The 25842-nt window shown below is 42.0% G+C and carries 20 protein-coding genes; 9 read left to right on the top strand and 11 right to left on the bottom strand.

From position 1 onward, the window contains the following. Positions 1 to 236: 236 nt before the first annotated feature. From GKO22_RS07360 to GKO22_RS07350, 3 genes are all read right to left on the bottom strand, one after another. Positions 237 to 1391 carry a poly(ethylene terephthalate) hydrolase family protein gene (locus tag GKO22_RS07360; RefSeq protein WP_166333677.1) on the bottom strand — a complete coding sequence of 385 codons (1155 nt, stop codon included), beginning with the start codon at positions 1389 to 1391 and terminating at the stop codon, positions 237 to 239. Between the two features lie 81 nt (positions 1392 to 1472). Next, complete coding sequence (locus GKO22_RS07355; RefSeq protein ID WP_166333676.1) at positions 1473 to 2555, bottom strand: poly(ethylene terephthalate) hydrolase family protein; 1083 nt, start codon at positions 2553 to 2555, stop codon at positions 1473 to 1475. A gap of 451 nt (positions 2556 to 3006) precedes the next feature. Next, positions 3007 to 4140: a poly(ethylene terephthalate) hydrolase family protein gene (locus tag GKO22_RS07350; RefSeq protein ID WP_166333674.1), complete on the bottom strand. Its 1134-nt coding sequence runs from the start codon at positions 4138 to 4140 to the stop codon at positions 3007 to 3009. A gap of 417 nt (positions 4141 to 4557) precedes the next feature. Here GKO22_RS07350 and GKO22_RS07345 point away from each other — a divergent pair, with 417 nt between their 5' ends. Continuing rightward, the gene (locus tag GKO22_RS07345) at positions 4558 to 5175 is read left to right on the top strand and encodes an IMPACT family protein (protein ID WP_166333672.1); all 618 of its coding nucleotides are present in this window, start codon (positions 4558 to 4560) and stop codon (positions 5173 to 5175) included. Next, on the top strand, positions 5172 to 6026 hold the full coding sequence (locus GKO22_RS07340; protein ID WP_166333671.1) for a nucleoside phosphorylase: 855 nt from the start codon (positions 5172 to 5174) through the stop codon (positions 6024 to 6026). Before GKO22_RS07345 ends, GKO22_RS07340 begins: the two co-directional genes overlap by 4 nt. 36 nt (positions 6027 to 6062) lie before the next feature. Here the strand turns inward: GKO22_RS07340 and GKO22_RS07335 are convergent, their stop codons facing one another. Further along, complete coding sequence (locus GKO22_RS07335; protein WP_166333669.1) at positions 6063 to 6926, bottom strand: universal stress protein; 864 nt, start codon at positions 6924 to 6926, stop codon at positions 6063 to 6065. Positions 6927 to 7064: 138 nt separating this feature from the next. Here GKO22_RS07335 and alaS point away from each other — a divergent pair, with 138 nt between their 5' ends. From alaS to GKO22_RS07310, 5 genes are all read left to right on the top strand, one after another. Beyond that, positions 7065 to 9680, top strand: a complete 2616-nt coding sequence (gene alaS, locus GKO22_RS07330; protein WP_166333668.1) for an alanine--tRNA ligase — start codon at positions 7065 to 7067, stop codon at positions 9678 to 9680. Position 9681: 1 nt separating this feature from the next. After that, complete coding sequence (locus GKO22_RS07325) at positions 9682 to 10791, top strand: TlpA family protein disulfide reductase (RefSeq protein ID WP_166333666.1); 1110 nt, start codon at positions 9682 to 9684, stop codon at positions 10789 to 10791. A gap of 102 nt (positions 10792 to 10893) precedes the next feature. After that, a complete protein-coding gene (locus GKO22_RS07320; RefSeq protein WP_166333664.1) occupies positions 10894 to 11586 on the top strand; it encodes a response regulator transcription factor in 693 nt (230 codons plus the stop codon). Positions 11587 to 11766: 180 nt separating this feature from the next. Beyond that, positions 11767 to 13608 carry a glutamine--fructose-6-phosphate transaminase (isomerizing) gene (glmS, locus tag GKO22_RS07315; protein ID WP_166333663.1) on the top strand — a complete coding sequence of 614 codons (1842 nt, stop codon included), beginning with the start codon at positions 11767 to 11769 and terminating at the stop codon, positions 13606 to 13608. Positions 13609 to 13614: 6 nt separating this feature from the next. Then, entirely contained in the window at positions 13615 to 15783 is a 2169-nt protein-coding gene (locus GKO22_RS07310) for a DUF4954 family protein (RefSeq protein WP_166333661.1), read from the top strand. A gap of 111 nt (positions 15784 to 15894) precedes the next feature. Here the strand turns inward: GKO22_RS07310 and GKO22_RS07305 are convergent, their stop codons facing one another. The 4 genes from GKO22_RS07305 to GKO22_RS07290 all read right to left on the bottom strand — a co-directional run bounded on the left by GKO22_RS07305 (position 15895) and on the right by GKO22_RS07290 (position 19646). Next, entirely contained in the window at positions 15895 to 16110 is a 216-nt protein-coding gene (locus GKO22_RS07305) for a heavy-metal-associated domain-containing protein (protein WP_166333659.1), read from the bottom strand. A gap of 41 nt (positions 16111 to 16151) precedes the next feature. Continuing rightward, entirely contained in the window at positions 16152 to 18581 is a 2430-nt protein-coding gene (locus tag GKO22_RS07300) for a heavy metal translocating P-type ATPase (protein ID WP_166333657.1), read from the bottom strand. 71 nt (positions 18582 to 18652) lie between these two features. Then, positions 18653 to 19231, bottom strand: coding sequence for a helix-turn-helix domain-containing protein (locus GKO22_RS07295; protein ID WP_166333655.1), 579 nt, complete (start codon positions 19229 to 19231; stop codon positions 18653 to 18655). An 82-nt stretch (positions 19232 to 19313) separates the two neighbouring features. After that, positions 19314 to 19646, bottom strand: coding sequence for a DUF4342 domain-containing protein (locus GKO22_RS07290; RefSeq protein WP_166333653.1), 333 nt, complete (start codon positions 19644 to 19646; stop codon positions 19314 to 19316). Between the two features lie 223 nt (positions 19647 to 19869). Here GKO22_RS07290 and GKO22_RS07285 point away from each other — a divergent pair, with 223 nt between their 5' ends. Together GKO22_RS07285 and GKO22_RS07280 are read left to right on the top strand one after the other, a co-directional pair. After that, positions 19870 to 20751, top strand: a complete 882-nt coding sequence (locus GKO22_RS07285; protein WP_166333651.1) for an OmpA family protein — start codon at positions 19870 to 19872, stop codon at positions 20749 to 20751. A gap of 100 nt (positions 20752 to 20851) precedes the next feature. Next, entirely contained in the window at positions 20852 to 22174 is a 1323-nt protein-coding gene (locus GKO22_RS07280; protein WP_206367837.1) for a mechanosensitive ion channel family protein, read from the top strand. Between the two features lie 32 nt (positions 22175 to 22206). Here the strand turns inward: GKO22_RS07280 and GKO22_RS07275 are convergent, their stop codons facing one another. From GKO22_RS07275 to GKO22_RS07265, 3 genes are all read right to left on the bottom strand, one after another. Continuing rightward, positions 22207 to 23442, bottom strand: coding sequence for a porin (locus GKO22_RS07275; protein WP_166333649.1), 1236 nt, complete (start codon positions 23440 to 23442; stop codon positions 22207 to 22209). Between the two features lie 143 nt (positions 23443 to 23585). Beyond that, on the bottom strand, positions 23586 to 24380 hold the full coding sequence (locus GKO22_RS07270) for a (Fe-S)-binding protein (protein WP_166333874.1): 795 nt from the start codon (positions 24378 to 24380) through the stop codon (positions 23586 to 23588). 73 nt (positions 24381 to 24453) lie between these two features. Continuing rightward, positions 24454 to 25749, bottom strand: a complete 1296-nt coding sequence (locus tag GKO22_RS07265; protein WP_166333647.1) for a (Fe-S)-binding protein — start codon at positions 25747 to 25749, stop codon at positions 24454 to 24456. Positions 25750 to 25842 lie beyond the last annotated feature (93 nt).

Here is a 25842-nt window from a genome sequence, read left to right as displayed (position 1 = left end):
TATTTTAGAGATATAATATCAACTCCAACAATAGTGCTAATAGTTTAAATATTCTTTAATGTAATAAATATATAATATTATGTTAATTTATGTCGTATTGAAATAGGTGATTTAGCTAGGTGTTTATGGCTGGATTTGTACCTTGATAATTTGATTAAATACATAAAGCATGCCCTTGAGAGCATGCTTTATGTATTTCTAGTAACTGTATGTTTTAGCGAACCTAAGCGAACTTATTAAAGCGATTTTAGTGCATTAGCACGACTGTTTCGCTGTACTCGGGTTGGGTTTGGCTTTACAAGTACAAAAGGTTCGCCGGTCTTCAGGTATTCGGATGGTTTGCTGGGTCTGTAAACTGCCAGTGGTAAATCTCCTGCTTGGGTGAATGCTGGATCTTCAAGAGATCTATAAGCTGGGCCTACGAAAAATCGCGATGCAGCAACATCATTTTTAGCATTGTATAATATCCATGCAACTGTTATACCAGCATAATCGTTTCGTGCCAGTTCTAAAGTTGGTGTAAGGTGATTGGAGTTTTTGGTAGATACGAACCACGCAGGTGCGCTGCTAATCTTCTGATACTGATTTTTGAGTGGAAATGTGGTGGGTGGTACAAGCACGTCGTACTGGCCAGTTAATAGCAGAGTCGGTACATTGACATTATTACCACTGGCGGCAAAGCTAGGTTGCAGTGGGAAAGATCCAATTATTCTGAGCGAAGGATGAATAGATTGTATTATCTTCTCTGTCTTTGAAGTAATAGATAACGCGCCCGATCCTCCGGCCGAATGCCCTGATACTTGAACCTTGGACAGATCCAGTTTGTTGTATAAAGGTGACTGTGGATTGCTGTTCTGTGCAACGATTTCTAAAAGACCAGTAACATGTAGCGACGGATTGAAATTGATAAAATTGTTGCTATTAACCACCACAAATCCATAACTGGTCCACAATCTGATTAATGCATCGTAATTACCCTGATTGGAAACAAGACCGCCTACGAAACTGATCACAGGCACATTCTCTAGTGATTGGATGTTTGATGGGTAAAAAACTTCCGTTACGCGTCTATCCTCAAACCCATATGGAAATGAAGGGCTACATCTCACGCCAGGGTCTATAAAACGTAATGCTGCTAACACTCTTTGAATCGTTCCAGCAAATCCTGAACAATCTAGTCTGGTGCCCGTAGTAGATACTTGGTGCGGACCGAGTCTATTATACAAATCATTTGCTAAACCGATACTGGGATCAAACTTAGTGATGAGTGCGCCTTTGGCGTCGGTACTGATTGATTCAGTGGATGTATTAGTATCTATAAATTCTTGTTTTTTCTCACAAGAGTAAAGAAACACCAAGAAGCAGATGGAAGGTAGGATGAAATTCTTCATAATTATACGGTTATTAAATTTTAAAATAAATAAAATGTAACTCAACTTCATCTGAAGCCTTTATGTGGATCTTCGTAATGGCTAATTTCTTAACAGGTTTGCTGCCAAATTACGTTTGACTCCATAGGTTATAGGAGTGAGATCGGCAAAGTTTGATTTTTGGAGAATAAACTGTTGATCTTGCTGTAACCTATAGTTTGGTCCCACAAAATATGCCTTTGCTGCGGTATTATTCTTTCCTTGGTAGAGTAACCACGCTGTTGTAATACCTGCATATTCATTTTTCTCAATTTCCCTAACTGGGCTAAAGTGAGATGCATCTCTGGCCGTAGCAAACCATGCAGGTTGAGTTGGTGGATGTAAATTATAGTAATTTAGTGTTGCAAATTTGCCATTTACTTCGTCATTTTCAGCGGCAAGGTACAGGGTTGGCGTTCTTACAACTAAAGAGCTTGATGTAAGAATCGATGGTTGAATCGGTAGCGATGCTATGATTTTTATACGTTGGTCAATTTTTTGAAAAACAGCCGGTGCCAAATTTGACACTGTAATTGCTGCTCCAGCACCAGCAGAATGCCCAGCGAGAATCATTTTTGATAAATCAACTCTATCTTTTAAGTCTGATCCTGTCTTTTTATCTTCGATAGAAAGTTCAATTGCACCTAGCGCATGCATCAAAGGAGTTAAGTTTATGAAGTCGTTCGTGTTAACCACGATAAAGCCATGACTTGCCCACAATCGTGCGTAGGTGTCGTAGTTTCCTAGATTGGATATAATTCCTCCAACTAGGTTTACGACAGGTAATCTGCCTAATTTCCGAATGTCGCTAGGATACCAAACCTCTGTTGCTGCAGGAAAATCGAGTCCAGCAGGGAATTGTGGATTACATTGTATGTCTGGAGCTATGATCCCCGTTGATGAGGCAAAACCGTATAGCAATCCGCTGACTAGTTTACAATCTCCTCTAACAGCAGTGGTCTTGACAGCGTACGGGCCTGGCTTTGCATATTCATTATTTGCTATCCCTATCGCTGGATAACCGCCAAATAATGAAGATACATTCGCAGCTGTAAGTTCATTTGCTGCTTGGTTCTGTAGCACCTCGCTATCTTTAGCGCATGAAAAGAGTAGGAGTGTACATGTTAATAATATTAAAGCTTTCATAATGGTGAGTTTAAATGATATCTTGAAAAAATGTGTTGTATCTATACTATTAAATGTTCTTATTTAATTACGGTCAACGTACTATCATCGTCAAGCGTTGATTTCGAAAAAATAAGCTTCGCTCGCACTGTTGTTATGACCAAATAATCTTATTGATCTGCGTTGGCTGAAAACTGGTAGCAAAATTTAACAGTGTTCATTGTGAATATGATTTTTATTTTGCTGCTAGATCGAGGCTATAATTGTGTTATCAGAAACTACTGAGTGGAAGGAAAAGCATGCTCATGCGAGCATGCTTTTTTGTCAAACTATACTCTTGTTCGCTATCTACAAAATACATCTCAATGAAAAGATATGATGATGTATGGCAATTTGCACTGACCCTATTATTGTGTGGGCTATTACTGAATATATTTCAATTGCAGAGTTTGAATCTCCTGTACTCACTTATTTACAATTTGTCGGCTAACTTGTTCCGTCGTACTCTAAGCGGATGTAATACACCTTGAATAAACGCTGGGTCTTGCGTCGCTAAATACGATTTACCAACAAAATATTTGGCGGCTTCGGCATCATTTTTACCGTGGTATAATATCCATGCCACTGATATACCTGCATAGTCATTTCGAGCCAACTCTAAGGTAGGCGTACCATGATTCGAATATCTTGTCACGATATACCATGCTGGAGCTTTTTTAATAAATCTGTATTGCCAATTGAGACCTTGTAGAATTGGTGGAACAATGACATCAATTTCACCAGTTAGAATTAATGTTGGCACAGTCACGCCTAAGCCAGTAGCATTAAAGCTAGCTTGCAAAGGGAAAGATCCTACAAGTCTAATTTCAGGGTCAATCGTCTGTAGTGCTTTGGCTGGCAAAGCAGTGATCAAGATTGCCCCGCCTCCACCAGCAGAGTGACCAGAGACTAAAATTTTAGACAAATCAACTTTATTATATAAGGGTGATTCTGGATTACGATTTTGATCCACTAATTCTGTGAGTCCAGTAACTTGAAGTGATGGACTGAAATTGATAAAGTTACTGGTATTTACGACGATAAATCCGTAGCTAGTCCACAGATCAATTAATGCATCATAGTTGCCGGCATTGGACAACAATCCACCAACAAAGTTGATAACCGGTACTTTTCCTAGAGATTGAATGTTGGAAGGGTAAGATATTTCAGTTACGCGCCTGTCGGCAAAACCATACGGAAATGCGTCATTACAACGAACATTTGGATCTACAACTTTGATAGCGGCTAGCACTGTTTGTACAGCTCCGACAAACCCGCTACAATTTTGTCTGGTAGCATTAATCCTTGATACAGCATAAGGACCAGGTCTATTGTATTGGTCATTAGCAAGTCCAAAAACAGGCTGTGTCTTGATTAATGGCGACGCAAGGTTTAGGATTTGCGTCGTAAAGTTGACTCTAAATAAATCTGCTATGCCTTTGGCTTGAGCCTCGCTATTAAGGAAGTCAGAGTCATCAACAATTTCAGCTTCGAATACTTCATCATTTTTCTCGCAAGAGGAAAAAATAAAAAAGAATAAAAGTAGCATTACGCTCAAATTTTTCATAATCTTTAAGTTCAAAAAGTTTAACTATAATTATGTTTAAATTAACTATAGCAATTTTACGAAAGATTTTTTTGTTTTAAAGTAAAATTATATAATTTATTAATTTTATTTTAAATCTTGAGTATTTGATTCATGGAAGGGTATTTCTTTGTAACAAAGACTAAATATACACAGTTTGATGATAATTAATATATGCTATGTGTATGACGACAGGTAGTGCGTAAAATTCTTACTTACAGTTGTTTCGTGCTAATTTAAAGTGAGTTTGTTTGATACTCTTTGTGTGATATTGGGATATTTGTATTAGCTAGTATTATTATTAATAATAATTTTGCAGCTTGTAACAGACGCGATTAATGTCGACGGTCATTTATATAAAAATTACAATCTCTTTGCAGGTTTAAACATTCAATTTTTGTGAGCTTATTTGAAGATACTTATCGTACGATAGAGGCAACATACGAAGGCATATTTAGGGACAAGGGCAGTAAATTTATCGCTTACGTTTATCCCTTTGAAGATGAAATTAAATTAAAGGATGTGATTGCACAACTAAAAGTTTTACATCCTAAAGCACGACATCATTGCTATGCGTATCGGCTCACTCCAGATCGTTCAATTTTTCGGGTTAATGACGATGGTGAACCATCAGGAACAGCTGGTCGGCCAATTTTAAACGTTTTGTTATCATTAGATCTAACAAATGTCTTAGTTGTTGTGGTGCGCTATTTCGGTGGAACTTTGCTCGGTGTTCCCGGCTTAATAAATGCTTATAAAAGCGCCACGCAAATTGCGCTAGAATCTGCGAAAGTGATCGAAAAAACCACAGATGATATCTATGAACTACGGTTTCAATATTTGCAAATGAATGATATTATGCGTATCATTAAAGAAGAAAATGCTACAATCCGTGAACAACAATTTGACAATGACTGTGTCATGCAGATTGCAATTCGCAAGATGAACGTAAATACCGTTGTAGGCCGTTTGGAAAAGATAGAGCACACAAAACTTCATTATCTGAAAACCATATGATCAATGATTCCGAGCTAATACTAAACCAAGATGGCAGTGTTTACCATCTCAATTTACTTCCTGAAGATATCGCTGAAACTATCATTTTCGTAGGTGACCAAGAGCGAGTGCCATTGGTATCGCGGCATTTTGATAGCGTAGAAATAAAAAAAGGAAAGCGCGAGTTTATTACACATACAGGGCATTTGCGCGGGAAGCGTATATCAGTTGTTTCTACCGGTATTGGTACGGATAATATCGATATTGTGATCAATGAGATTGATGCACTATTCAACGTAGATCTCCAGACAAAATCTCTTAATCCTGACATTAAATCTGTAGATATAATTCGTATTGGCACCAGTGGATCGATGCATCCTGAAGTTGCTATGGATCAGATTATTGTGAGCGAATTTGCGGTGGGATTCGATTCGTTAATGCAATTCTATAAAAAACAATATACCGCTGAAGAGGTCGAAATTAGGGAGGCTTTGACTGAAGCATTTTCCGAATTTGTAGTTAGGCCGTATGTAGGCAAAGCTAATGAAGCTTTAGTAGAACAATACGCATACGATCTACTTAAAGGAATTACAGTGACCTCCCCGGGATTTTATGGCCCTCAAGGTCGCAAAGTGCGGACGCAAAAGGCAGCGCCGCAGTTTGTTGAAATTGCAGAACGTCTAGACTTGAAGGGTCGCCATATTACAAATTTAGAAATGGAAACGGCCGGTATCTATGCATTGGCTAATATGTTTGGCCATAGAGCCATCTCCATCAACGCTATAGTAGCCAGTCGTGTAGATGCACGCTTTAGTGAGCAACCACAAGCCGTTGTGGAGCGAGCCATACAATTGGTACTCGATCGTTTTTAATAACTGTGAGTCCGTCAGTCAAGTAAGCAAATCATTTTATACTTGATCGATACGGTCGAAGAAAGTTGGTTTTCTTAGTTCTAACGCGATTGCTTTTGATACAGAAGCAGTAAAAAGTCTTTGGAAGAACGATTTCCGTGTTTTAGTGACCAATATAATATCAGGATTGCCTTTTTCAATCAAGCTGTTAACCACTTCAGGAACAGTGTCAAGGTCGACATCATTTTTCGAAATAGGTGCACTCTCAATATCAACTTGTTGGATAATATTCATTTCCCGAATGTTAAAAGCCCACGATTGCAAATGTTCTTGCATGGCATCAAGATCGCTTTCTTCACGATACACATGCGTCAGTGAAAGCTTTTGTGGTTCGCCTATGAGGCCGATAAAGGCACGTAAAGTTTCTAGTTCTTCTGTTTTGAATTTGGTCAATAAGCTGATATGCTGAAAGGCAAAATCAGAATAACTCTCTGGTACGGCCACTACCGGGATAGGCGATTGTGCTGTAATTGCGACGGTGGTGCTACCGTAATAGATGGATTTCTGGGCAGAAGCGCCTGTGGCGCCCATTACGATGAGCGCATACTGATCTTCAGCTGCTTCTTTAGGTAATTTTTCATCAATTAATCCCCTTTCGCATACTGCTGTAATGATCAGTTCAGGGTATGCTGTAGCCAATTCAGTCTTTAGCTTTTGCATTAATACATCCGCTTTCAATAGCGAACTTTCTTCCTGATCTGCTTCTTGCTGCGATTCGTTAGTAAAACTCGCTGTATTACTAGTGTAGTAATGGAGTAAATGTAAATCGTAGTCCCTATGTTGAGCGAGCTGACAAGCGTATTGTACAGCAGTAAGAGAGTTCGTTGAAAAATCTGTGGGAACCAGAATTGTATTTCGCATAGTATCGCTGATAGTCGTGTCTTTGTTTCGTTAAATATAGCGAATATATTTGATTTGTTATCCAAAACATAAGCGTTTAGCGCCGTTTCCTCAGCAAATTTAAGTAAATTTGCGATTCAAATTTTAGGCACATTTTTAATGACTAGTAGAGAAATTCGCGAAGCATTCTTAACCTTTTTTCAAGAAAAAGGACACCAAATTGTACCATCGGCACCTGTTGTCGTCAAAAATGATCCGACACTGATGTTTACCAATGCCGGTATGAATCAGTTTAAGGACTTATTTTTAGGCGAACGGGCGGCCAGCTATTCCCGCGCCACCGATACGCAACGTTGTTTGCGCGTGTCGGGTAAGCACAATGACTTAGAAGAAGTAGGTATTGATACCTATCATCATACCCTATTTGAAATGCTGGGCAACTGGTCTTTCGGAGATTATTTCAAGAAAGAAGCCATTGCTTGGGCTTGGGAACTGCTGACAGAAGTATACAAACTGGATGTGGATCGTTTGTATGTAACCATCTTTGAAGGTGATACGCGCGACGGTTTGGCGAAAGATATGGAAGCGTACGATTTTTGGAAAGCTTTCATCGCCGAAGATCGTATTCTATTAGGCAATAAAAAAGACAATTTCTGGGAAATGGGGGATACTGGTCCTTGTGGTCCTTGTTCCGAAATCCATTACGATATGCGACCCGATGCCGAACGCGCAGCGGTAAATGGTGCCGATTTAGTTAATCAGGATGATCCTCAAGTTATCGAAATTTGGAACCTCGTGTTCATGCAGTTCAACCGATTGAAATCTGGCGCGCTAGAATCACTACCTGCACAACATGTGGATACCGGAATGGGATTTGAGCGTTTGGTGCGTGCTATTCAAGGAAAAGTTTCTAATTACGATACCGATGTTTTTCAGCCTTTAATCTCATTTACTTCTCAGCGTGCGGGCATTCCGTATGGCCAAAACGAGCAAACGGATATCGCGATGCGCGTATTGGCCGATCACGTTCGCGCCGTGAGTTTCACGATCGCAGATGGACAATTGCCATCGAATAACAAAGCCGGTTATGTGATCCGTCGGATTTTGCGTCGTGCCGTGCGTTATGCTTATACTTTCTTAGGTTTCAAAGAACCTTTTCTAAACGAATTGGTGCCGATTTTAGCGCAGCAATTCAAAGGCGTATTTGATGTGCTCAGCGATCAAGAAGGGTTTGTACAAAAGGTAGTATTGGAAGAGGAACTATCTTTCTTACGTACATTAACCACCGGAATACAGCGCTTTGAAAGTTATGACGCTTCGGCTAAGCAGATCGATGGCGATTTTGCGTTTGAACTGTTTGATACGTTTGGTTTTCCAATTGACTTAACCGAGTTGTTAGCACGCGAAAAAGGCCTTACGGTAGATATGGAAGGTTTTCAAACTGCTCTGAATCGCCAAAAAGAACGATCTAGAGCAGCAACTACATTAGATTTGTCAGACTGGACGGTCTTGCAAGATGAAGTACAAACCGAATTTGTCGGTTACGATACGCTGACCGCTAGTTCGCAAATTGTAAAATACCGTAAGGTGACGGCCAAAGGCAAAGATCAATATCAATTGATCTTGGACGTAACGCCATTCTATCCAGAAGGCGGTGGCCAAGTGGGCGATGTGGGAACATTGGTGAACACGACGACACAAGAAAAAATACAGATTGTCACAACGAAAAAAGAGAATGCGCTGATTGTACATTTTGTCGATCAATTGCCGGCTTCGTTGGAAGGAGAGTTCGTGGCAACCGTTGATGCAGAAAAACGAGCGGATTCAGAAGCGAATCACTCTGCAACACACTTACTGCATGCCGCTTTGCGAGATGTGCTAGGTACACATGTGCAGCAGAAAGGTTCTTTGGTATCACCAGACGTGCTACGCTTTGATATCACGCATTTCTCGAAAATTACAGACGAGGAAATCAAACAGGTCGAAGATATAGTCAATACAAAAATACGCGCAAATATAGCGCTAAAAGAAGAGCGGAACACACCGTATCAAGAAGCTATTGCATCGGGTGTAACCGCATTATTTGGGGAGAAATATGGCGATTACGTGCGCGTCATTACGTTTGATGATCATTTCTCTAAAGAACTCTGCGGTGGTACGCACGTTTCTGCAACAGGGAAAATTGGTTTCTTCAAGATTGTGAGTGAGTCTGCTGTAGCAGCTGGTGTACGTCGTATCGAAGCGGTGACAGGCAGTCGCTCTGCCGCATTGATCCGCGAACAGTTTGAGGTGGTAAGCAACATGAAGGAATTGCTGCATAATCCGAAAGACTTTGTTGGCGCTTTGGCGAAAATGTTGGAGGAGAATGGCGCATTGAAGAAAGAAGTACAACAAGCCATTAACGATCGTTCACTGGCTTTGAAAACGGAGTTATTGAACCAAGTAGAAACGGTTGGCGATGCGCAATATTTAGCTACCCGCGTGGATATTCCAAATGCCGATGCGGTGAAAGGCTTAGCTTACGCGCTGCGAGATGCGGTGCCGAATTTGTTCTTAGTGTTGGCTACCGTGATGGACGAAAAACCTTTCTTGTTGGTCATGATTGCCGACGATTTGGCAAAGGCCAAAAGTTGGAACGCTGGAGCTATCATTCGTGAATTGGCCAAAGAGGTACAAGGCGGTGGCGGCGGTCAGCCGTTTTTTGCGACAGCGGGTGGTAAAGATGTCAATGGAATTGAACGCGCTTTGGAGCGCGCTCGTGAATTTGTGGTGTAATATGAAAATAATCAAAATCTGCTGTCAGCTAGGAATCGCGGCTTTGTCTTTTGTGGCATTACAAGCTTGCGATTCTAAGGAGAATATTGCGATATCGGGTACAATTGAAAACCCAGGCAATGTGAAAGTAGTTTCTTTCTTCGAAGGCGAACGTAAACTAGATTCCGTATTTATTGCCGATGGAAATCGTTTTCGTTTCGAGCGTGGTAGTACGCAGCCGCGCTTGCTGACTTTGGTGGTTGGCAATAATAGATATCCTATTATCTTGGAACCTGGACAGCCAGTAAAGTTTGAGACCGATCTACAGCAGCCTGAGCAGTACCAATTGTCTGGATCCGAACTTTCGGAAACATTGAAGGCGTTTGCGCCAGCTAAAAATCGAATCGAATTTGTGCAGGATTCGCTTCAAAAGGTGTTTTCCAAAGCAACGATCGATAAATCTTCCGAGCAGATTCAGAATCTGCGCAGTGAGATGTTGCAAGCTTTTGAACCGCACATGAGACGTTACATACAACAAGCAGTTGCCTTTGCGAATGAGCAACCAAATCTGGCTGGATTCTACGCGATGAGTACATTGGAGCCTGAAACAGCGGAGGTAGATTTGATCGCCTACGGCGATCAAATTAAAGATCAGTTTACCGACAATCGTTATGTGACCGAATTCAAAGCCGAGGTAGATAAACTACGTGCGTTGGCCATCGGGCAAGAAGCGCCTTACTTCGAAGCCTACACGCCGCAAAACAAATTAATAAAAATTACAGATTTTAAAGGGAAATATACCTTAGTGGATTTTTGGGCTTCTTGGTGCATGCCTTGTCGTGAAGAGAATCCAAACATTGTAAAGCAATACGCCGCATTTAAAGACAAAGGATTTGAGGTGTTGGGGGTATCGTTGGATGATAATCCCGGATCTTGGATGCGTGCGATGGAAGATGATGGCTTGACTTGGACCAATATCTCGGACTTGAAGGCTTGGAGCTCACATCTGATTGTTGATTATCGCATACGTGCGATTCCGACATCATATCTGTTAGATCCCTCTGGAAAGATCATCGCGAAGAATCTACGTGGCAAAGCGCTTGAAGATTTTCTTAAGAAAACCTTAAATTAATATTGTTAGGATGTTATTAGATCTTTGTCGGGTTAACAATATCATAACATTTGTGTAACTTTAGCTTACCATTAAGTACATACTTTAGTAGAAAAAATGAGTATGAGCAATCCCAAACCAAAAATATTGGTTGTAGATGATGAGCAAGATATTGTAGACATCATATCGTATAACCTAAGCAAAGAAGGCTTTCAGGTGTCTACCGCCAACAACGGTAAAGAAGCTATCCGAGTGGCCAAAGAAGTCAATCCAGATTTAATTATTCTGGATGTGATGATGCCCGAGATGGATGGGATCGAAGCTTGTAGACTCATGCGATCGATGCCTGAATTCAAGAATACCTTTGTTATATTTCTAACGGCACGCAGCGAAGAATATTCAGAGATTGCTGGCTTCCATGTTGGCGCCGATGATTACATTGCCAAGCCGATCAAACCTCGCGCATTGATTAGTCGAATTAATGCCATTCTACGTCGCAATGCCAGTGATGCTAGTGATGATCAAACCGATAAATTGGAGATCATGGACTTAGTAATCGATAGAGATTCTTTCTTAGTATTTAGAGGTGATGAGAAATTTGTATTAGCTAAGAAGGAGTTTGAACTCTTATACTTACTCGCTTCTAAGCCTAACAAAGTATTTACACGTGAGCAAATACTAAAGGCAATATGGGAAGATTCGGTCGTTGTGACAAACCGTACCATCGATGTTCATATTCGTAAGTTACGTGAGAAAATTGGCGAGTTATATGTGACCACAGTTAAAGGAGTTGGTTACAAATTTGAATTGAACTAATACGTTTTAGTATTTCTTAAATATTATGCAGATCGCCTGCTACTGAAAAGTGGCAGGCGATCTGCTTTTGATCTACGCGAAAAAAGGAAGAACGTGACGGAGGATTGTCTACTATAATTGATATATTCGAACGGATTTTAACACTTTTAGGAATAAAAATTTAATTATACGATTTTATATATGTGCGGAATAGTTGGTTATACAGGAAGCAAACAAGCTTACCCAATTCTGATTGATGGTCTAAAAAAGTTAGAATACCGAGGTTATGATAGTGCCGGTGTTGCCTTGTTGCAGGATCGCGGTGTCACGGTATTTAAGAAAGAAGGGAAGGTCGCAAAATTAGAAGCGCATGTAGGTGTGAGCGATGTAGCTTCACATACCGGAATCGGACATACTCGTTGGGCTACACACGGCGAGCCTTGTGATCGTAATGCCCATCCACATTTGTCGAGATCGGGTCGTATCGCCATGATTCACAATGGTATTATTGAGAATTACGCGCAACTCAAAACGGAGTTACTAAAAGAAGGTTACGTTTTTCATAGCGATACCGATTCAGAGGTATTATTGAACTTCATCGAAGATATTCAAATCAAAAATGAGTGTTCGTTGGAAGAAGCTATTCGCATCGCTTTGAAACGTGTAACCGGCGCTTATGTGATTTTATTAATTGATCAGGCCTATCCTGATACGATTATCGCTGCGCGCAAAGGTAGTCCATTAGTGATTGGTATCGGTCAAAATGAACATTTCTTAGGTTCTGATGCGTCGCCGATGTTGGCCTACACCAAAGAAGTCGTTTACATTAATGATTACGAATTAGCCATTGTAAAGCCCGATGAACTGATCTTGAAAAATTTGGGCAATGAGATCATCACCCCATATGTTCAGAAGTTGGATATGGAGTTGGCCGCCATCGAAAAGAATGGCTACGATCACTTTATGCTCAAAGAGATTTTTGAACAACCGCAAACGATTTTTGATTCGCTTCGCGGACGGATGGATGCCCAGAAAAATCAAATCACCTTGAGTGGCATCGATGCGATCGCCGATAAAATTATGGCGGCACGCCGCATCATCATCGTTGCCTGTGGTACGAGTTGGCACTCGGCTCTAGTAGCCGAATATGTGATCGAAGAATTGTGTCGTATCAATGTGGAAGTAGAGTATGCATCAGAATTCCGCTATCGGAACCCTATTATATCCAGCGAAGATGTGATCATTGCGATTTCGCAAAGTGGCGAGACAGCCGATACCTTGGTCGCTTTGGAAAATGCCAAAGAGCAAGGTGCTACGATCTACGGATTGGTGAACGTGGTAGGTTCTTCCATCGCGCGCATATCCAATGCTGGATCGTACACACATGCCGGCCCAGAAATCGGCGTAGCCAGTACAAAAGCCTATACCGCACAATTAGCCGTATTACAGTTGATCGCCCTGAAAATTGCCAAATTAAAAGGTACGATAGACGATCAGAAATTCACCTACTTCATCCAACAATTGGACGCCGTGCCAGAGAAAGTACAGTGGATTCTGGACAATCAGGTGGAAGAAATCCAACGCATTGCGAAGAAATACAGCGAGGCTAACGACGTGTTGTATTTAGGTCGTGGATACAACTTTCCAACTGCGTTAGAAGGTGCTTTGAAGCTGAAAGAAATTTCTTACATCCACGCGGAAGGCTATCCAGCTGCCGAGATGAAACATGGCCCTATTGCATTAGTCGATGAAACGCTGCCGGTAATTTTCGTGGCTACAAAAGATAGTTACCACGAGAAAATCGTGAGCAACATACAGGAAATCAAAGCCCGAAAAGGAAAAATTATTGCGATAGTCAGTGAAGGAGATAATAGAGTAGAAGAATTGGCCGATGATATTATGGTAGTGCCAAACTGTGATGAAATTATTGCGCCATTATTGGCGGCCATTCCGTTGCAGTTATTAGCCTATTATATCGGAGTGGAGCGCGGATTAGATGTTGATCAACCGCGTAACCTAGCCAAGTCAGTGACCGTCGAATAAGCGCTTATGGCCTATATAAATAAGAGACCACTTCGTTCTTTGGGTTACGATTTCGTGCCCAAAGAATACTTGCCTGCAGAGCAAGATGAATATTACCTTCGATTTCAACAAAACCCTGTTCCTTCCGATCAATTTCGTCACTTAACGCCAGCCGAAATCGATCAATTAACGGCGCTAGGCAATGAATCGTCCAATTGGAACGATGTGCTCGTGAGCAAAGCAGGATTTATTCCGGATCAGATCCGTCATTCCAAATTCCACGGTTTGGTGCGCATCGGAAAGATGGACGAAATCTACGTAGAATACCGCGATCTGCGCTTAGCATCTGGTATCTATCATTCGCAGGTTATCAGTTCGGATATTAGCGATTATTGTGCTATTCACCACGTGCGTTACATGGCGCATTACATCGTGGGAAAAGAAGTCATCCTCACAAATATTGATGAAATGGAAACCAGTTCCAATGCAAAATTTGGAAACGGTGTGCTCAAAGATGGTGATGATCCAGAAAGTCGGATCTATTTAGAGTTGTGCAATGAAAATGGCGGTCGCTCCGTATTGCCTTTCAATGGCATGCAGGCTGGTGATGTTTACCTATGGACGCGCCACCGCGAAGACGCCGATTTTCAGCGTCGACTGCACGAAATCACCGATTTGCAGTTTTCATCCAAACGCGGTTACTATAGCATGATCGGAGATCGCACGGTCATCAAGAATTGCCACACCATTAAAAACGTACAGATTGGATCGGATGCCTATATCAAAGGCGTCAACAAAATCAAGAACGTCACCGTAAATTCTATCGCTTCTGCTTACACGCAGATCGGCGAAGGTTGTGAGTTGGTCAATGGCATCGTGGGTTATGGCTGTCGTATTTTTTACGGCGTGAAAGCGGTGCGGTTTATCCTGTCTTCTTTTTCGCAATTAAAATACGGTGCGCGCTTGATTAACTCATTTCTGGGCGATAATTCAACTATTTCGTGTTGTGAAGTATTGAACTCTTTGCTATTCCCGGCGCACGAACAGCACCATAATAATTCCTTCCTCTGTGCTTCCTTGATCATGGGACAGAGCAATATGGCGGCTGGCGCAACGGTGGGATCCAATCATAATTCCCGCGCAGCGGACGGTGAGTTGATGGCGGGTCGGGGCTTTTGGCCAGGCCTGTGTGTGAGTTTGAAGCACAATTCGCGTTTTGCGTCTTATTCCCTGATCGTCAAAGGAGATTTTCTCCACGAACTAGATATTAGGATTCCATTTTCGCTCATCAGCAATGATGTACACCAAGATCGACTGGTCATAATCCCAGGCTATTGGTTTATGTACAATATGTACGCGCTAATGCGCAATACCAGCAAATTTACTGCTCGGGATAACCGAAAGCTGAAAAATCAACATTTTGAATACGATGTGATTGCGCCAGATACCGTCAACGAAATGTTCAACACCTTCTCGGAAATCGAAAGAGCTGTTGCGCTGTTAGGTGAAGAAGCGCTACGTGCATTGAAAGATCCGGCGGCAGATTTTCCATATGAAGTACTGCTTGCTAACGTCGAAAACTCCCGTCGAAAAGTCGTGTTGAAGAAGCCGAAAGAAGTGTATCATCTCTTCCAACGTTTGATTCGCTATTATGCGGCTACACAAATGCTAGCCTACACAGAATCACAGTCGCTAGAGGGGCTTTGGGAACTTTTACAAAGTCAACCGCTACAACGGAAGTCTTTTACGAATGTTGGAAGTCAGCTTATCCCAGAAGAAGATTTGCAACAAATTGTATCTGATATCAAGACGGGAGAACTTAATTCTTGGTTGGAGATTCATCAGCGTTATCATCAATTAAGCCGTGCATATCTGAACGAAAAACGTCTGCATAGTATTGCCGCACTACAAGAATTGACAAGAGTACCTGCTGTGACTTGGGATGCCTCGTTTATACAACAATTAATGGAAGAAGCATTGGAAACAAAGCGCTGGATTCGCGATGAGATCGAGCGCACAAGAGCCAAAGATTACGAAAGCGACTTCCGCAAAATGTTGTATAATTCGGACGAAGAAATGGAAGTAGTGGTTGGCAAATTGTCGGACAACAGTTTTATCCTTTCACAGAATAAAGAATTGATAGCATTTGAATCTCGTATCGTGAATATAGTGCAGTCACTTACTTCGGCAGTATAAGTGCCAAGGATCACCACAGCACTTGCTGCTGCAGAAATTAAAAAGCCTCCGTTTTTTGAAAGAAACGGAGGCTTTGTTTTCATTTTTGTTACATGAAAACAGAAACCAAGCTTATAGCGCTGTCGCGGTAAAACCTGCCTTTTGTACGGCGGAAAGTACATCTTCTTCCGTAGCGCCGGCACTTTGTACCGTCAAGATTTTATCGGGATTGTTCGTGTCTACTTTCCATTGTTCGATGCCTGAAATACTTTCCAAAAACGGGGTCACGGCTTTGATGCAACTGCCGCAATTGATGCTGGTTTTAAAGGTCAATACGTTATTTTCCATGATATAATTTTATTAAATGATCGAATTTATTCGAATTATTGTTACGCTGCACGTTCCATTTTTCGCCATTTCAGGCGTAAACTATTTGATACGACTGATATGCTACTCAACGCCATGGCCGCACTGGCAATCATCGGGCTCAGCAAGAATCCAAAACTAGGGTACAAAATGCCTGCCGCAATCGGAATGCCTATCACATTGTAGATAAATGCCCAAAATAGATTCTGTCGGATAGTTTTGACAGTCAGCTGTGATAACCTAATGGCGACCGGGACTTTTTGTAAATCCGATGAAATGATGGTCATCTTGGCCACATCCATCGCGATATCACTTCCTCTGCCCATCGCGATGCTCACGTCGGCTTGTGCCAGTGCCGCACTATCGTTGATACCGTCGCCAACCATGCCTACAACGTTGCCTTCGTCTTGTAGCTTTTTGATGTATTGACTTTTGTCTTCTGGTAGCATCTCTGATTCAAAATATTGAATACCTGCCTGCCGCGCAATCGCCGCTGCTGTAGCTTCGTTATCACCCGTCAACATATACGTTTTAATCCCCATGTAGCGCAGCGCTGTAATAGCGTCAGGAGTTGTCTCTTTAATAGGATCAGCGACAGCTATCAAGGCCAATACCTGTTGCTCGCTCGCATACCAAATAACAGTCCGACCTGATTGCGCGTATTCTGCCGATTTTCCTAGTAATATATCAGAAAGCGATACGTCTTTGCTGATCATGAGCTTTTGATTTCCCACGAAGTACGATTTGCCTTCATACGTGGCCACAATACCTTTACCCGTAATGCTTTCAAAATTCTCTAGAGCCATTTGAGGTGATTCTGGCCATGCACTTACGATCGCTTCAGCTAGTGGATGCTCCGACAGACGTTCCATGGCTACAAGTACTTGTTGATGGGTTTTATTTTCCTCCAACCAATATTGATCCGTTACTTGTGGACGACCCATGGTGAGTGTACCTGTTTTGTCAAAAACCAGTACATCTAAATCTTTAGCTCGTTCCATACTTTCAGCATCTTTGATCAGAATCCCAGCCGATGCAGCACGACCAACGCCTACCATAATGGCCGTTGGTGTGGCCAAACCCAATGCGCATGGACAAGCGATCACTAACACCGTTACAAATGCCATAATGCCTTGTGTCAACCAATGTTCGCCGCTAAATACAAACCAGATTAGCATACTTAGTAGTGCAATGGCAATGACGATCGGAACAAAAATGCCAGCAATTTTGTCTACTAACTTTTGCACCGGAGCTTTGCTTCCCTGTGCACTACGTACGAGCGCAATGATTTGTGCTAAGACCGTATCTTCACCCACTTTTTGAGCTCGAAACTGAAAACTACCACGCTGATTGACGGTGCCTGCGTACACAGATTCACCATTGTTTTTCAATACGGGAATAGATTCTCCGCTGAGCATACTTTCATCTACATAAGATTCGCCTTGCTCCACGAGTCCATCAACTGGAATCTTTTCTCCTGGACGTACTAATAATAGGTCATTTAACACCACATCTGCGATCTTGATCTCCTGTTGCGCGCCTTGCTCATCTAGTCGAATAACAGTCTTGGGTTGCATACTCATCAATTTGTTGATCGCATCAGAAGTGTGACTTTTAGCCCGTGCTTCCAATAACTTCCCTAGCAATACAAAAGCGATGATTACTGCCGATGCCTCAAAATACACATGCGCTTCCAGACCACTTTTCAACCAGAATTCTGGGAAAAATAAGGTAAAGACACTAAATACATAAGCCGTTCCGGTACTTAATGCCACCAGTGTGTCCATATTGACCGCACGATGTTTTGCCTGTTTCCAAGCGTGGACAAAAAAGTCGTTACCTACCCAAAATACCAATGGCGTTGTAAAGGAAAACATGATCCAATTGGCGTAAGGCGCATGCATGAAAAACATACCGTATACGAATACTGGCAATGCCAGTACTAATGCAAAGAAAGTTTTTCGTTTTAATTTGCTGTACTGCTCTTGCTGTATGGCGTCTTTTTTCTCCTCGCGAGAGGCTGCTGGTTCTAAGAGAAGGTCAAATCCGATAGATCGTATCACCTTTTGGAGATCTTGTTCTTGGATCATATTGGGGAGGTATTCTACCTGCGCACTGGTATTGGCAAAATTGACGCTCGCTTGCAATACGCCTGGTTGCGCCAGCATCATGCTTTGAATGCTGATGGCACAAGATGCACAGTTCATATCCAATACGGGGATTTCTTGCTTTTGGATATGTGGAGCGTAGCCTTCTTGTTTTAGTAGATCAACAATCTCAACCAAGAGATCTCGATCTTCGCTATCAATCAATAGATTTTGGCCGTCCAGTTTAATAGGTGAGGCAATCTCAGCAAGTGTTAGCGCTTGCTGTATATTCTTTTCATCCGCTTGTTTAAGATTTTTTTTATCTAAAGGAATGATGCTGCTCCATGTGTTGTTTAACGTCTTCATGTCAATAAAGATTGTTTGCTTACACAAAGATCGGAAGGAGATGGCGCTGAAAGTTTACGTTTTGTTGCTTATTACTTGTAAGATTTCACCGCGTCCAGTGGCAATCTGCTATTATCGGTAGATTGTTTGTACTGAGAAGGGGATAGGCCGGTCACTTTTTTGAATTGATTGCTTAAGTAGGCCACGCTGGAATAATGCATTTGATCGGCGATTTGCGACAAGGTAAGTTCTTCGTAGCGCAGTAATTCTTTGACGCGCTCTATCTTTTGTGCAATGAAGAACTTTTCGATAGTAGTGGATTCACTTTCCGAAAACCACGCCGACAATTGCGCGTAATCCTGATGTATTTCTTCCTCAAGCCATGCCGAAAGGTTGATCTTCTGGTCGAGATCTTTTTGGTAAATTAATGCAATGATTGCGGTCTTTATACGCTCGACAGTTCGTTGGCGTTTGTCGTCGATCAGGCCAAAACCCAACGCCTCTAATTCGCCGCGAATAGTATCTAATAAGCTTGCTGAGATCGTAGCTGGCGTGGTGACTTCGCCAAGCGCAATGTGCGAAACAGGCAATTCCCATTTGTTCATGTGCTCCTCTACAACCATGATACAGCGATTGCATACCATATTTTTAATGTACAGGGTCGTATCCATAGCATGTTGAGATCTTGATCTGTACGAAATTAGGAAAAGCCCATGGTATTACACATGGGCTTTTCTCAATTAGTTGTCAAAATTAAAACTGTGGCGACTGTGGTTCGTCCGTGTGAGGCGCTGGTTCAACAGGACTGCTCGACTCAGCAGGAGCAGATGATGTTGGCTCTTCCGCTGGCGAAGTGCGTTCGACCGTAATTTTACATTCCGTCAGGATCGCTGCTAAGGCACCCACTGCGGCAAATATTGGTGCTAATACAATTCCAACTACACCAATGGTCACCGGAAAGCTGATGATCTCTTTGTTTTCCTTATCCGCAATAGAAATCTTGCGTACGTTACCTTCTGCAATCAGATCCTTGATCTTTTTTAATAGGTTTTCACCGTTAATGATAAATGTTTCTTTAATAGACATGTTCGTATTTTTTTAAATGGTTGACTTATTTGTTATAATCAAAAGTACTCCGACTGCATTATGTTTGATAGTTCTTTTAGGTGAATGGCTGTGGATTGTCGGTAAAAACTCTAGGAAGGTCGGTTTACGTAGGATTAGGATCGATAAATAATTTAATATTTTTTAGCATTTTGGCACGATCTCAGTATCTATATTCGTGTTAAGTGATCTAAAACAAACAACTATGAAAAAACAATGGATATGGCCTTTTGCATTCTTAATGATCGGAACGATGATGATGAGTGCTTGTGGAGTCAGCAAAAAGGTGCATCGCGCATTGGAGGCAGAGCACCGTACGCTTGGGGAGCGTTATCAGCAGAGTCAGGTTGAGCTAGCAGAATCGCGTGCTCGAGTAAAAAGTCTAGAAGATCAATTGGAATCAGAGCGTCGCAATAATGCTTCGCTGAAAGAAGCGTTGGCAAGATTGCAGGGAACGTTGGATAATAGTATTAGCCAAAATACACAAGGCAATGTTAATATTTCGAAATTGGTCGATGAGATCAATGCCTCAAACCGATACATTCAGCATCTGGTAAACACCAAAAACAAGAGCGACTCGCTTAACATGGTGTTGACGAATAACTTGACTCGTTCATTGAGCAGAGAAGAATTGAAGGATGTCGATGTGCAGGTGCTCAAAGGGGTTGTGTATATTTCCCTAGCGGACAATATGTTATATCGTTCAGGTAGTTATGAGATCTCCGATCAAGCAGGTGCTACCTTGAGTAAGATTGCCAAAATCATTCAAGATTACAGAGAGTATGATGTATTGATAGAAGGTAATACGGATCCAGATCCTATTACGCAGAAAAATATTCGTAATAACTGGGATCTAAGTACATTGCGTGCATCATCAGTCGTGCAAGCTTTACAAAACACCTATGGTGTAGATCCTAAACGGATGACAGCTGGTGGTCGAGGCGAGTATAACCCGATCGCTGATAATTCGACTGCGCAAGGTAAAGCACGTAACCGCCGTACGCAGATTATCATTACGCCAAAACTGGATCAGTTCATGGAGTTGATTGACAAAGCTCCAGCAACAGATAGTACGGGAGAGGAATAAGCGAGATCTCTCAATCATATGAACGAAACCCACCTTCGAGCCAAAACAGGCTTGATGGTGGGTTTTTTGTTATCCAGACTGGGATTCCTATTTTTGCAGGATGAAGGACAAGATTGAACAATTTCTGGCTGACGAACAGGTCAACACACAAATCTACAATACGACGTACCAACAGCTAGCTCATTTGCAGCTCAATAGCCAACTCACGCACATTCTTACTACCGCCGCTTTATTAATCGCGATGGCCATCGTACTATTTGTGGTGGACTATTTGGTGCGCAATATTATTATAGGAGTTTTCTCCAAAATGATGCGGCGCACGCAACAAAAGGCGCATGAGCGTTTGGTGGAAAATAAGTTCTTTTCGAATTTAAGTTTATTGATCTTGTTAACGATAACGCAGGCTTTCTTGCCTTTGGTGTTTCGTGGTTTTCCAGCAACACTTTCTTTTCTTGAGGCTTCGCTAAACCTGATTATAGCCTTTGTAGCATTACGCCTAATTAACTCAGTATTCAAGACCGGACGCGACGTATTTAAAGATAGACCGGGTTTTGTAGACAAGCCTTTGGATAGTTATTTACAGGTTTTGCAAATTGTACTTTATTTTATCGGTGGAACGATCTTATTTACGGTGATTACAGGGAAGTCGCCCGGAGATTTTCTAATCTCAATGGGCGCGGCATCGGCTATTTTGATGTTGGTATTTAAGGATACGATCCTCGGTTTTGTAGCGAGCATTCAGGTTTCTGCTAATGATTCGGTACGCGTCGGCGATTGGATCGAAATGAAGAAATATAGTGCCGATGGCGATGTATTGCAGATCAATCTTAATAATATCCGGATCCGAAATTTCGACCGCACGATCGTGACTATACCTACGCATACGTTGCTCACCGAGTCATTCACCAATTATCGTGGAATGCAGCAATCGGGTGGTCGACGTATCAAGCGCGCGGTAAATGTTAAAATCTCATCCATTCACTATGTGAACGATGCAGAAATCGCGCAGTTAAGACAGATTCGCTTATTGCAAGATTTTATTGATCAACGATTGGGAGAGATCCAAGCTTACAATGAGGAGTTTTTACCAGATGAAAGTATGCCGGTCAATGGTCGTAGAATGACGAATATTGGTCTTTTTCGCGCTTATCTTTCGGCCTATGCCAAGGCACATCCTCGTATTCAACAAAGTTCGATGGTGATGGTTCGCCAACTTGCACCTACGGAACATGGTCTTCCTTTGGAGCTGTATATGTTTACGGATGGAACTAGTTGGGCATTTTATGAAGAAGCACTAGCGGATATCTTTGATCATTTGTTTGCTGCCATCAAATTCTTCGATTTAGAAGTATTTGAAGCACCAGCATCCGATGATCTACGACAATTAAAGCAATCTCTTTCGATAGATAAATTGTCCGACTAAAGAGCTAGCTGCATTCGTTTTCCACTAGCGTTTTAGATACCCAGCTCGACTTGAAATGTTCCGCCCCAAGTTCCTTTGCGGTTGCTGTTGTTGAACACGCCATCGCGAAAGAGGTAGGAAGCATTTGCTTGGAATTTCAATCGGTGTGCCTTGAAGTATTTGGTCAGACCAAGTTCAATCACTTCGGTCTGTGATTCTACGGCTTGAATATCGCGATGCGGTTTTACATACGTATATCGGCTGGCAATCTCATAACCATGATGCAGCAAGTAGGATAGTTGCTGATTGATACCCCAACCTTTGTAAGCGTGAACGGCTTGCAAAGGATCACTTTCTAAGAAGTTGAGTGGATTGTCCACGTCGCGTCGCATGTATTCTGCCATATATGCCCAGCCTGTATATTTGAACATCATATCGGCATAACCGGTTTTTAGCGTCATCGGGTTGACTACCATTTTTCCTGTTTGTCCACCAGATCTGGTGGTGCGATCGTTGTAGCTATATCCGGCAGCAAGTGATAATTTCGGCGTTGGTTCACGTTCTAAGTCACCTTCTGAATAGTCGCCATCATTGGTGAAATCTCCTAACGGCAAAAACTCTACTCGACCGGTATAAGCCAAGCCATCGTCGGTCGTGACGGCCACACGTCCTTCTCCGGTCGAAACCGCAAACTTGGCGTGTACCGGCATATTATTAATCTGCTTATTAAGGTGCATCGTGAGGTTAAAATCACGATCAATATTAAAGGCAGCATTCACCAAAGAACGCTCTGCAAATTGTAGTTGACCCGACGAGTTTACCCTTTGACGGTTTCCGGGTAGCTTGTTTTGTCCGAAGGAAACGTAGAAATTGTCTGTAAAATTATAGAACATCACAGCGTCACGCACGATGTTAGGCACTCCAGTATCATCAAAATCTTGGTCTCCGCGTGTGAAAGCGAGTTGTACACTGTACGATATTTTGGGTGTATAGATGTAGCCATCCATCCGCAATCGCAACCTGCGCACGCGCGCTTCCCATTCGTTATTACTTTGCTCATCCAATACGTTGGTATAGCGCAATCTGTTTTGCATGCGAAAACGGAAGTTGGTATAAAACAAACTATCCGGACTCATGAACTGGATTCCCTTGAAGTTCCCAAGTGTTGCACGGTCATCTCGCTCTTGCGCGTGAGCTGATGGTTGTACTATTAAATTGGTGAGAAAAATGATAAAGAGAGATAAGAGGCGAAATTTTCGCCCTTGAGAAGAGGTTGCATGGTACCACATAATTTCCACTAATAGAAGCTGCTAGCCTTAATAAGTAAAGCGTACAAAACTACAGCTAAATTTTTAATATAGTACCGAATGCTTGTCTTTTAGCGCGATAATAATGAAGATATCCTTACAGGACTTCATAAAAAATATTCGAACTAAATATTGTTCGCTTTGACCGTGATTTCTGCGATATCCAATACTTGGATGCTATCCTCTTTCTCTTTGATTTTAACGCCGTCGCGCAACATCGTCATACAGAATGGACAAGCAGCAGCAACCACATCGGCTTTGGATTCTATTACATCTTCGATGCGCTCTAAATTGATGTCTTTATTGCCCGCTTCTGGTTCCTTAAACATTTGCGCGCCGCCAGCCCCACAACACAACCCATTACTGCGACATCGCTTTAATTCTACCAAATCCGTATCTAAGGTCTCCAATACTTTTCTCGGAGCTTCATACACTTCATTGGCTCGGCCTAAATAGCAAGGATCGTGGTACGTGATCTTCTTGCCTTTAAAAGCATGTCCATCATTTGGTTTGAGTTTCCCCTCATCGATGAGCGATTGAATCAGTTGGGTATGATGAATCACCTCATAATGTCCGCCCAATTCGGGGTATTCGTTCTTGATCGTATTGAAGCAGTGCGGACAAGCCGTTACAATTTTTTTGATCTCATAGCCGTCCAACACTTGAATGTTCATCATCGCTTGCATCTGAAATAAAAACTCATTGCCAGAGCGTTTGGCCGGATCACCAGTGCAACTTTCCTCTGTACCTAATATGGCATATTTGATGCCTACATGATGCAATATTTTACAGATATCTCGCGTAATGCGCTGTGCGCGTTCATCGAAGCTACCTGCGCAACCTACCCAGAAAAGTAAGTCAGGAGATTCGCCTTTGGCTAGTAATTCGGCTGCGGTAGGTATATGAAGTTGATTTTCCATGTATGCTGTATCGTTAAAGGTGGAATAGCCGTCTAAGGCGGTTTCTATTTTTATGATCGCTAATGAATTAGTATTAAGAATTCGTCCAGTTGGCTCGGTCAGCTTGTGCATATTTCCAAGGTGCACCATTATTTTCTAAATTGCCGAGCATGTTGTTGATGCTGGAAGGCCCTTTGGATTCTTCCATGATAGCGTATTGACGCAAACCCATAATAATCTGTAGTGGATCAATATTGACCGGACAAGCTTCTACACAGGCATTACAGGTCGTACAAGCCCAGATCTCTTCGCGAGTGATGTGTGTGTCAATCAGCGATTGTTCATCGTCTATAAACTCGCCTTTGTTGCGATCCATATTTTTGCCGACAGCCGTTAAGCGATCCCGTGTATCCATCATGATCTTTCGTGGGGAAAGCAGCTTGCCCGTAATGTTTGCCGGACATGATGCTGTGCAACGACCACATTCTGTACAGGTGTAGGCATCGAGTAAATTTTTCCAAGTCAAGTCATGCACATCTTTTACGCCAAAGCGAGAGACTTCACCGTCTGGCGGTGGCAATGATGGATCCAACATCGCTTTTACCTCCGCGGTTACACTTGGCATATTATCAAACTGTCCTTTGTGTTTCAAATTGCTGAAGTACGTATTGGGGAATGCAAGTAGAATGTGTAAGTGCTTAGAGATTGGCAGATAGTTTAGGAAAGCCAAAACGCCTATAATATGAAACCACCAAAAGAAACGCTCCATGACCATCAAAGTACCCACGTCGGATGGTAAGATGCCGGTAAGATATTGACTCACTGGAAAGCTTCCTGCAACAGTGTAATGTTCTGCTCCTAAGCCTTGCAATTTGTGATCTGATGCGTTCATCAATAGAAACGCAGCCATCACCAAAATTTCAGCAACTAAAATTAGGTTTGCGTCGGTTTTTGGCCAATTATTGAGCTCTTTCTGATTCAAGCGTTTTACACGTAAAATATTACGACGTATCAAGAATATCGCACAAGCCGTAAATACAGAAAGGGCCAACCACTCAAAACTATAGATTAAAAAGTTATAAAAGCCGCCCATGAAGGCAAATACCCGATGCGTCCCGATGACACCGTCGATCACGATTTCCAGCATCTCAATATTGATAATAACGAAACCGAGGTAAACAAAAAGATGTAGTAGGGCAGGGATCGGCCTTTTGAACATCTTTTTCTGACCAAAAGCCACTAATAACATAGTCTTGGTACGTTCTGCCGGCGAATCGAATCGATTCACCGATCGACCTAAACGAATGTTACGGTATATCTTCGAAGAATTTTTGTAGAATAACCATCCCGCAAAAACTAATAATATCGCAAATAGGAGTTGAGCTATCATCGTTTTATAATCAGTATAATACAAATATATTAAATCCTAGAATACTATGCGTGCATAATATTCTATTTAGAAGAAATAAAAATTGCTTGGGTA

Origin of the sequence: Sphingobacterium chungjuense (assembly GCF_011316935.1) — a bacterium.
Taxonomy (GTDB): domain Bacteria; phylum Bacteroidota; class Bacteroidia; order Sphingobacteriales; family Sphingobacteriaceae; genus Sphingobacterium; species Sphingobacterium chungjuense.
Note: the sequence above shows the minus strand (reverse complement) of the source record. Positions and strands in the feature narration are given on the sequence as shown.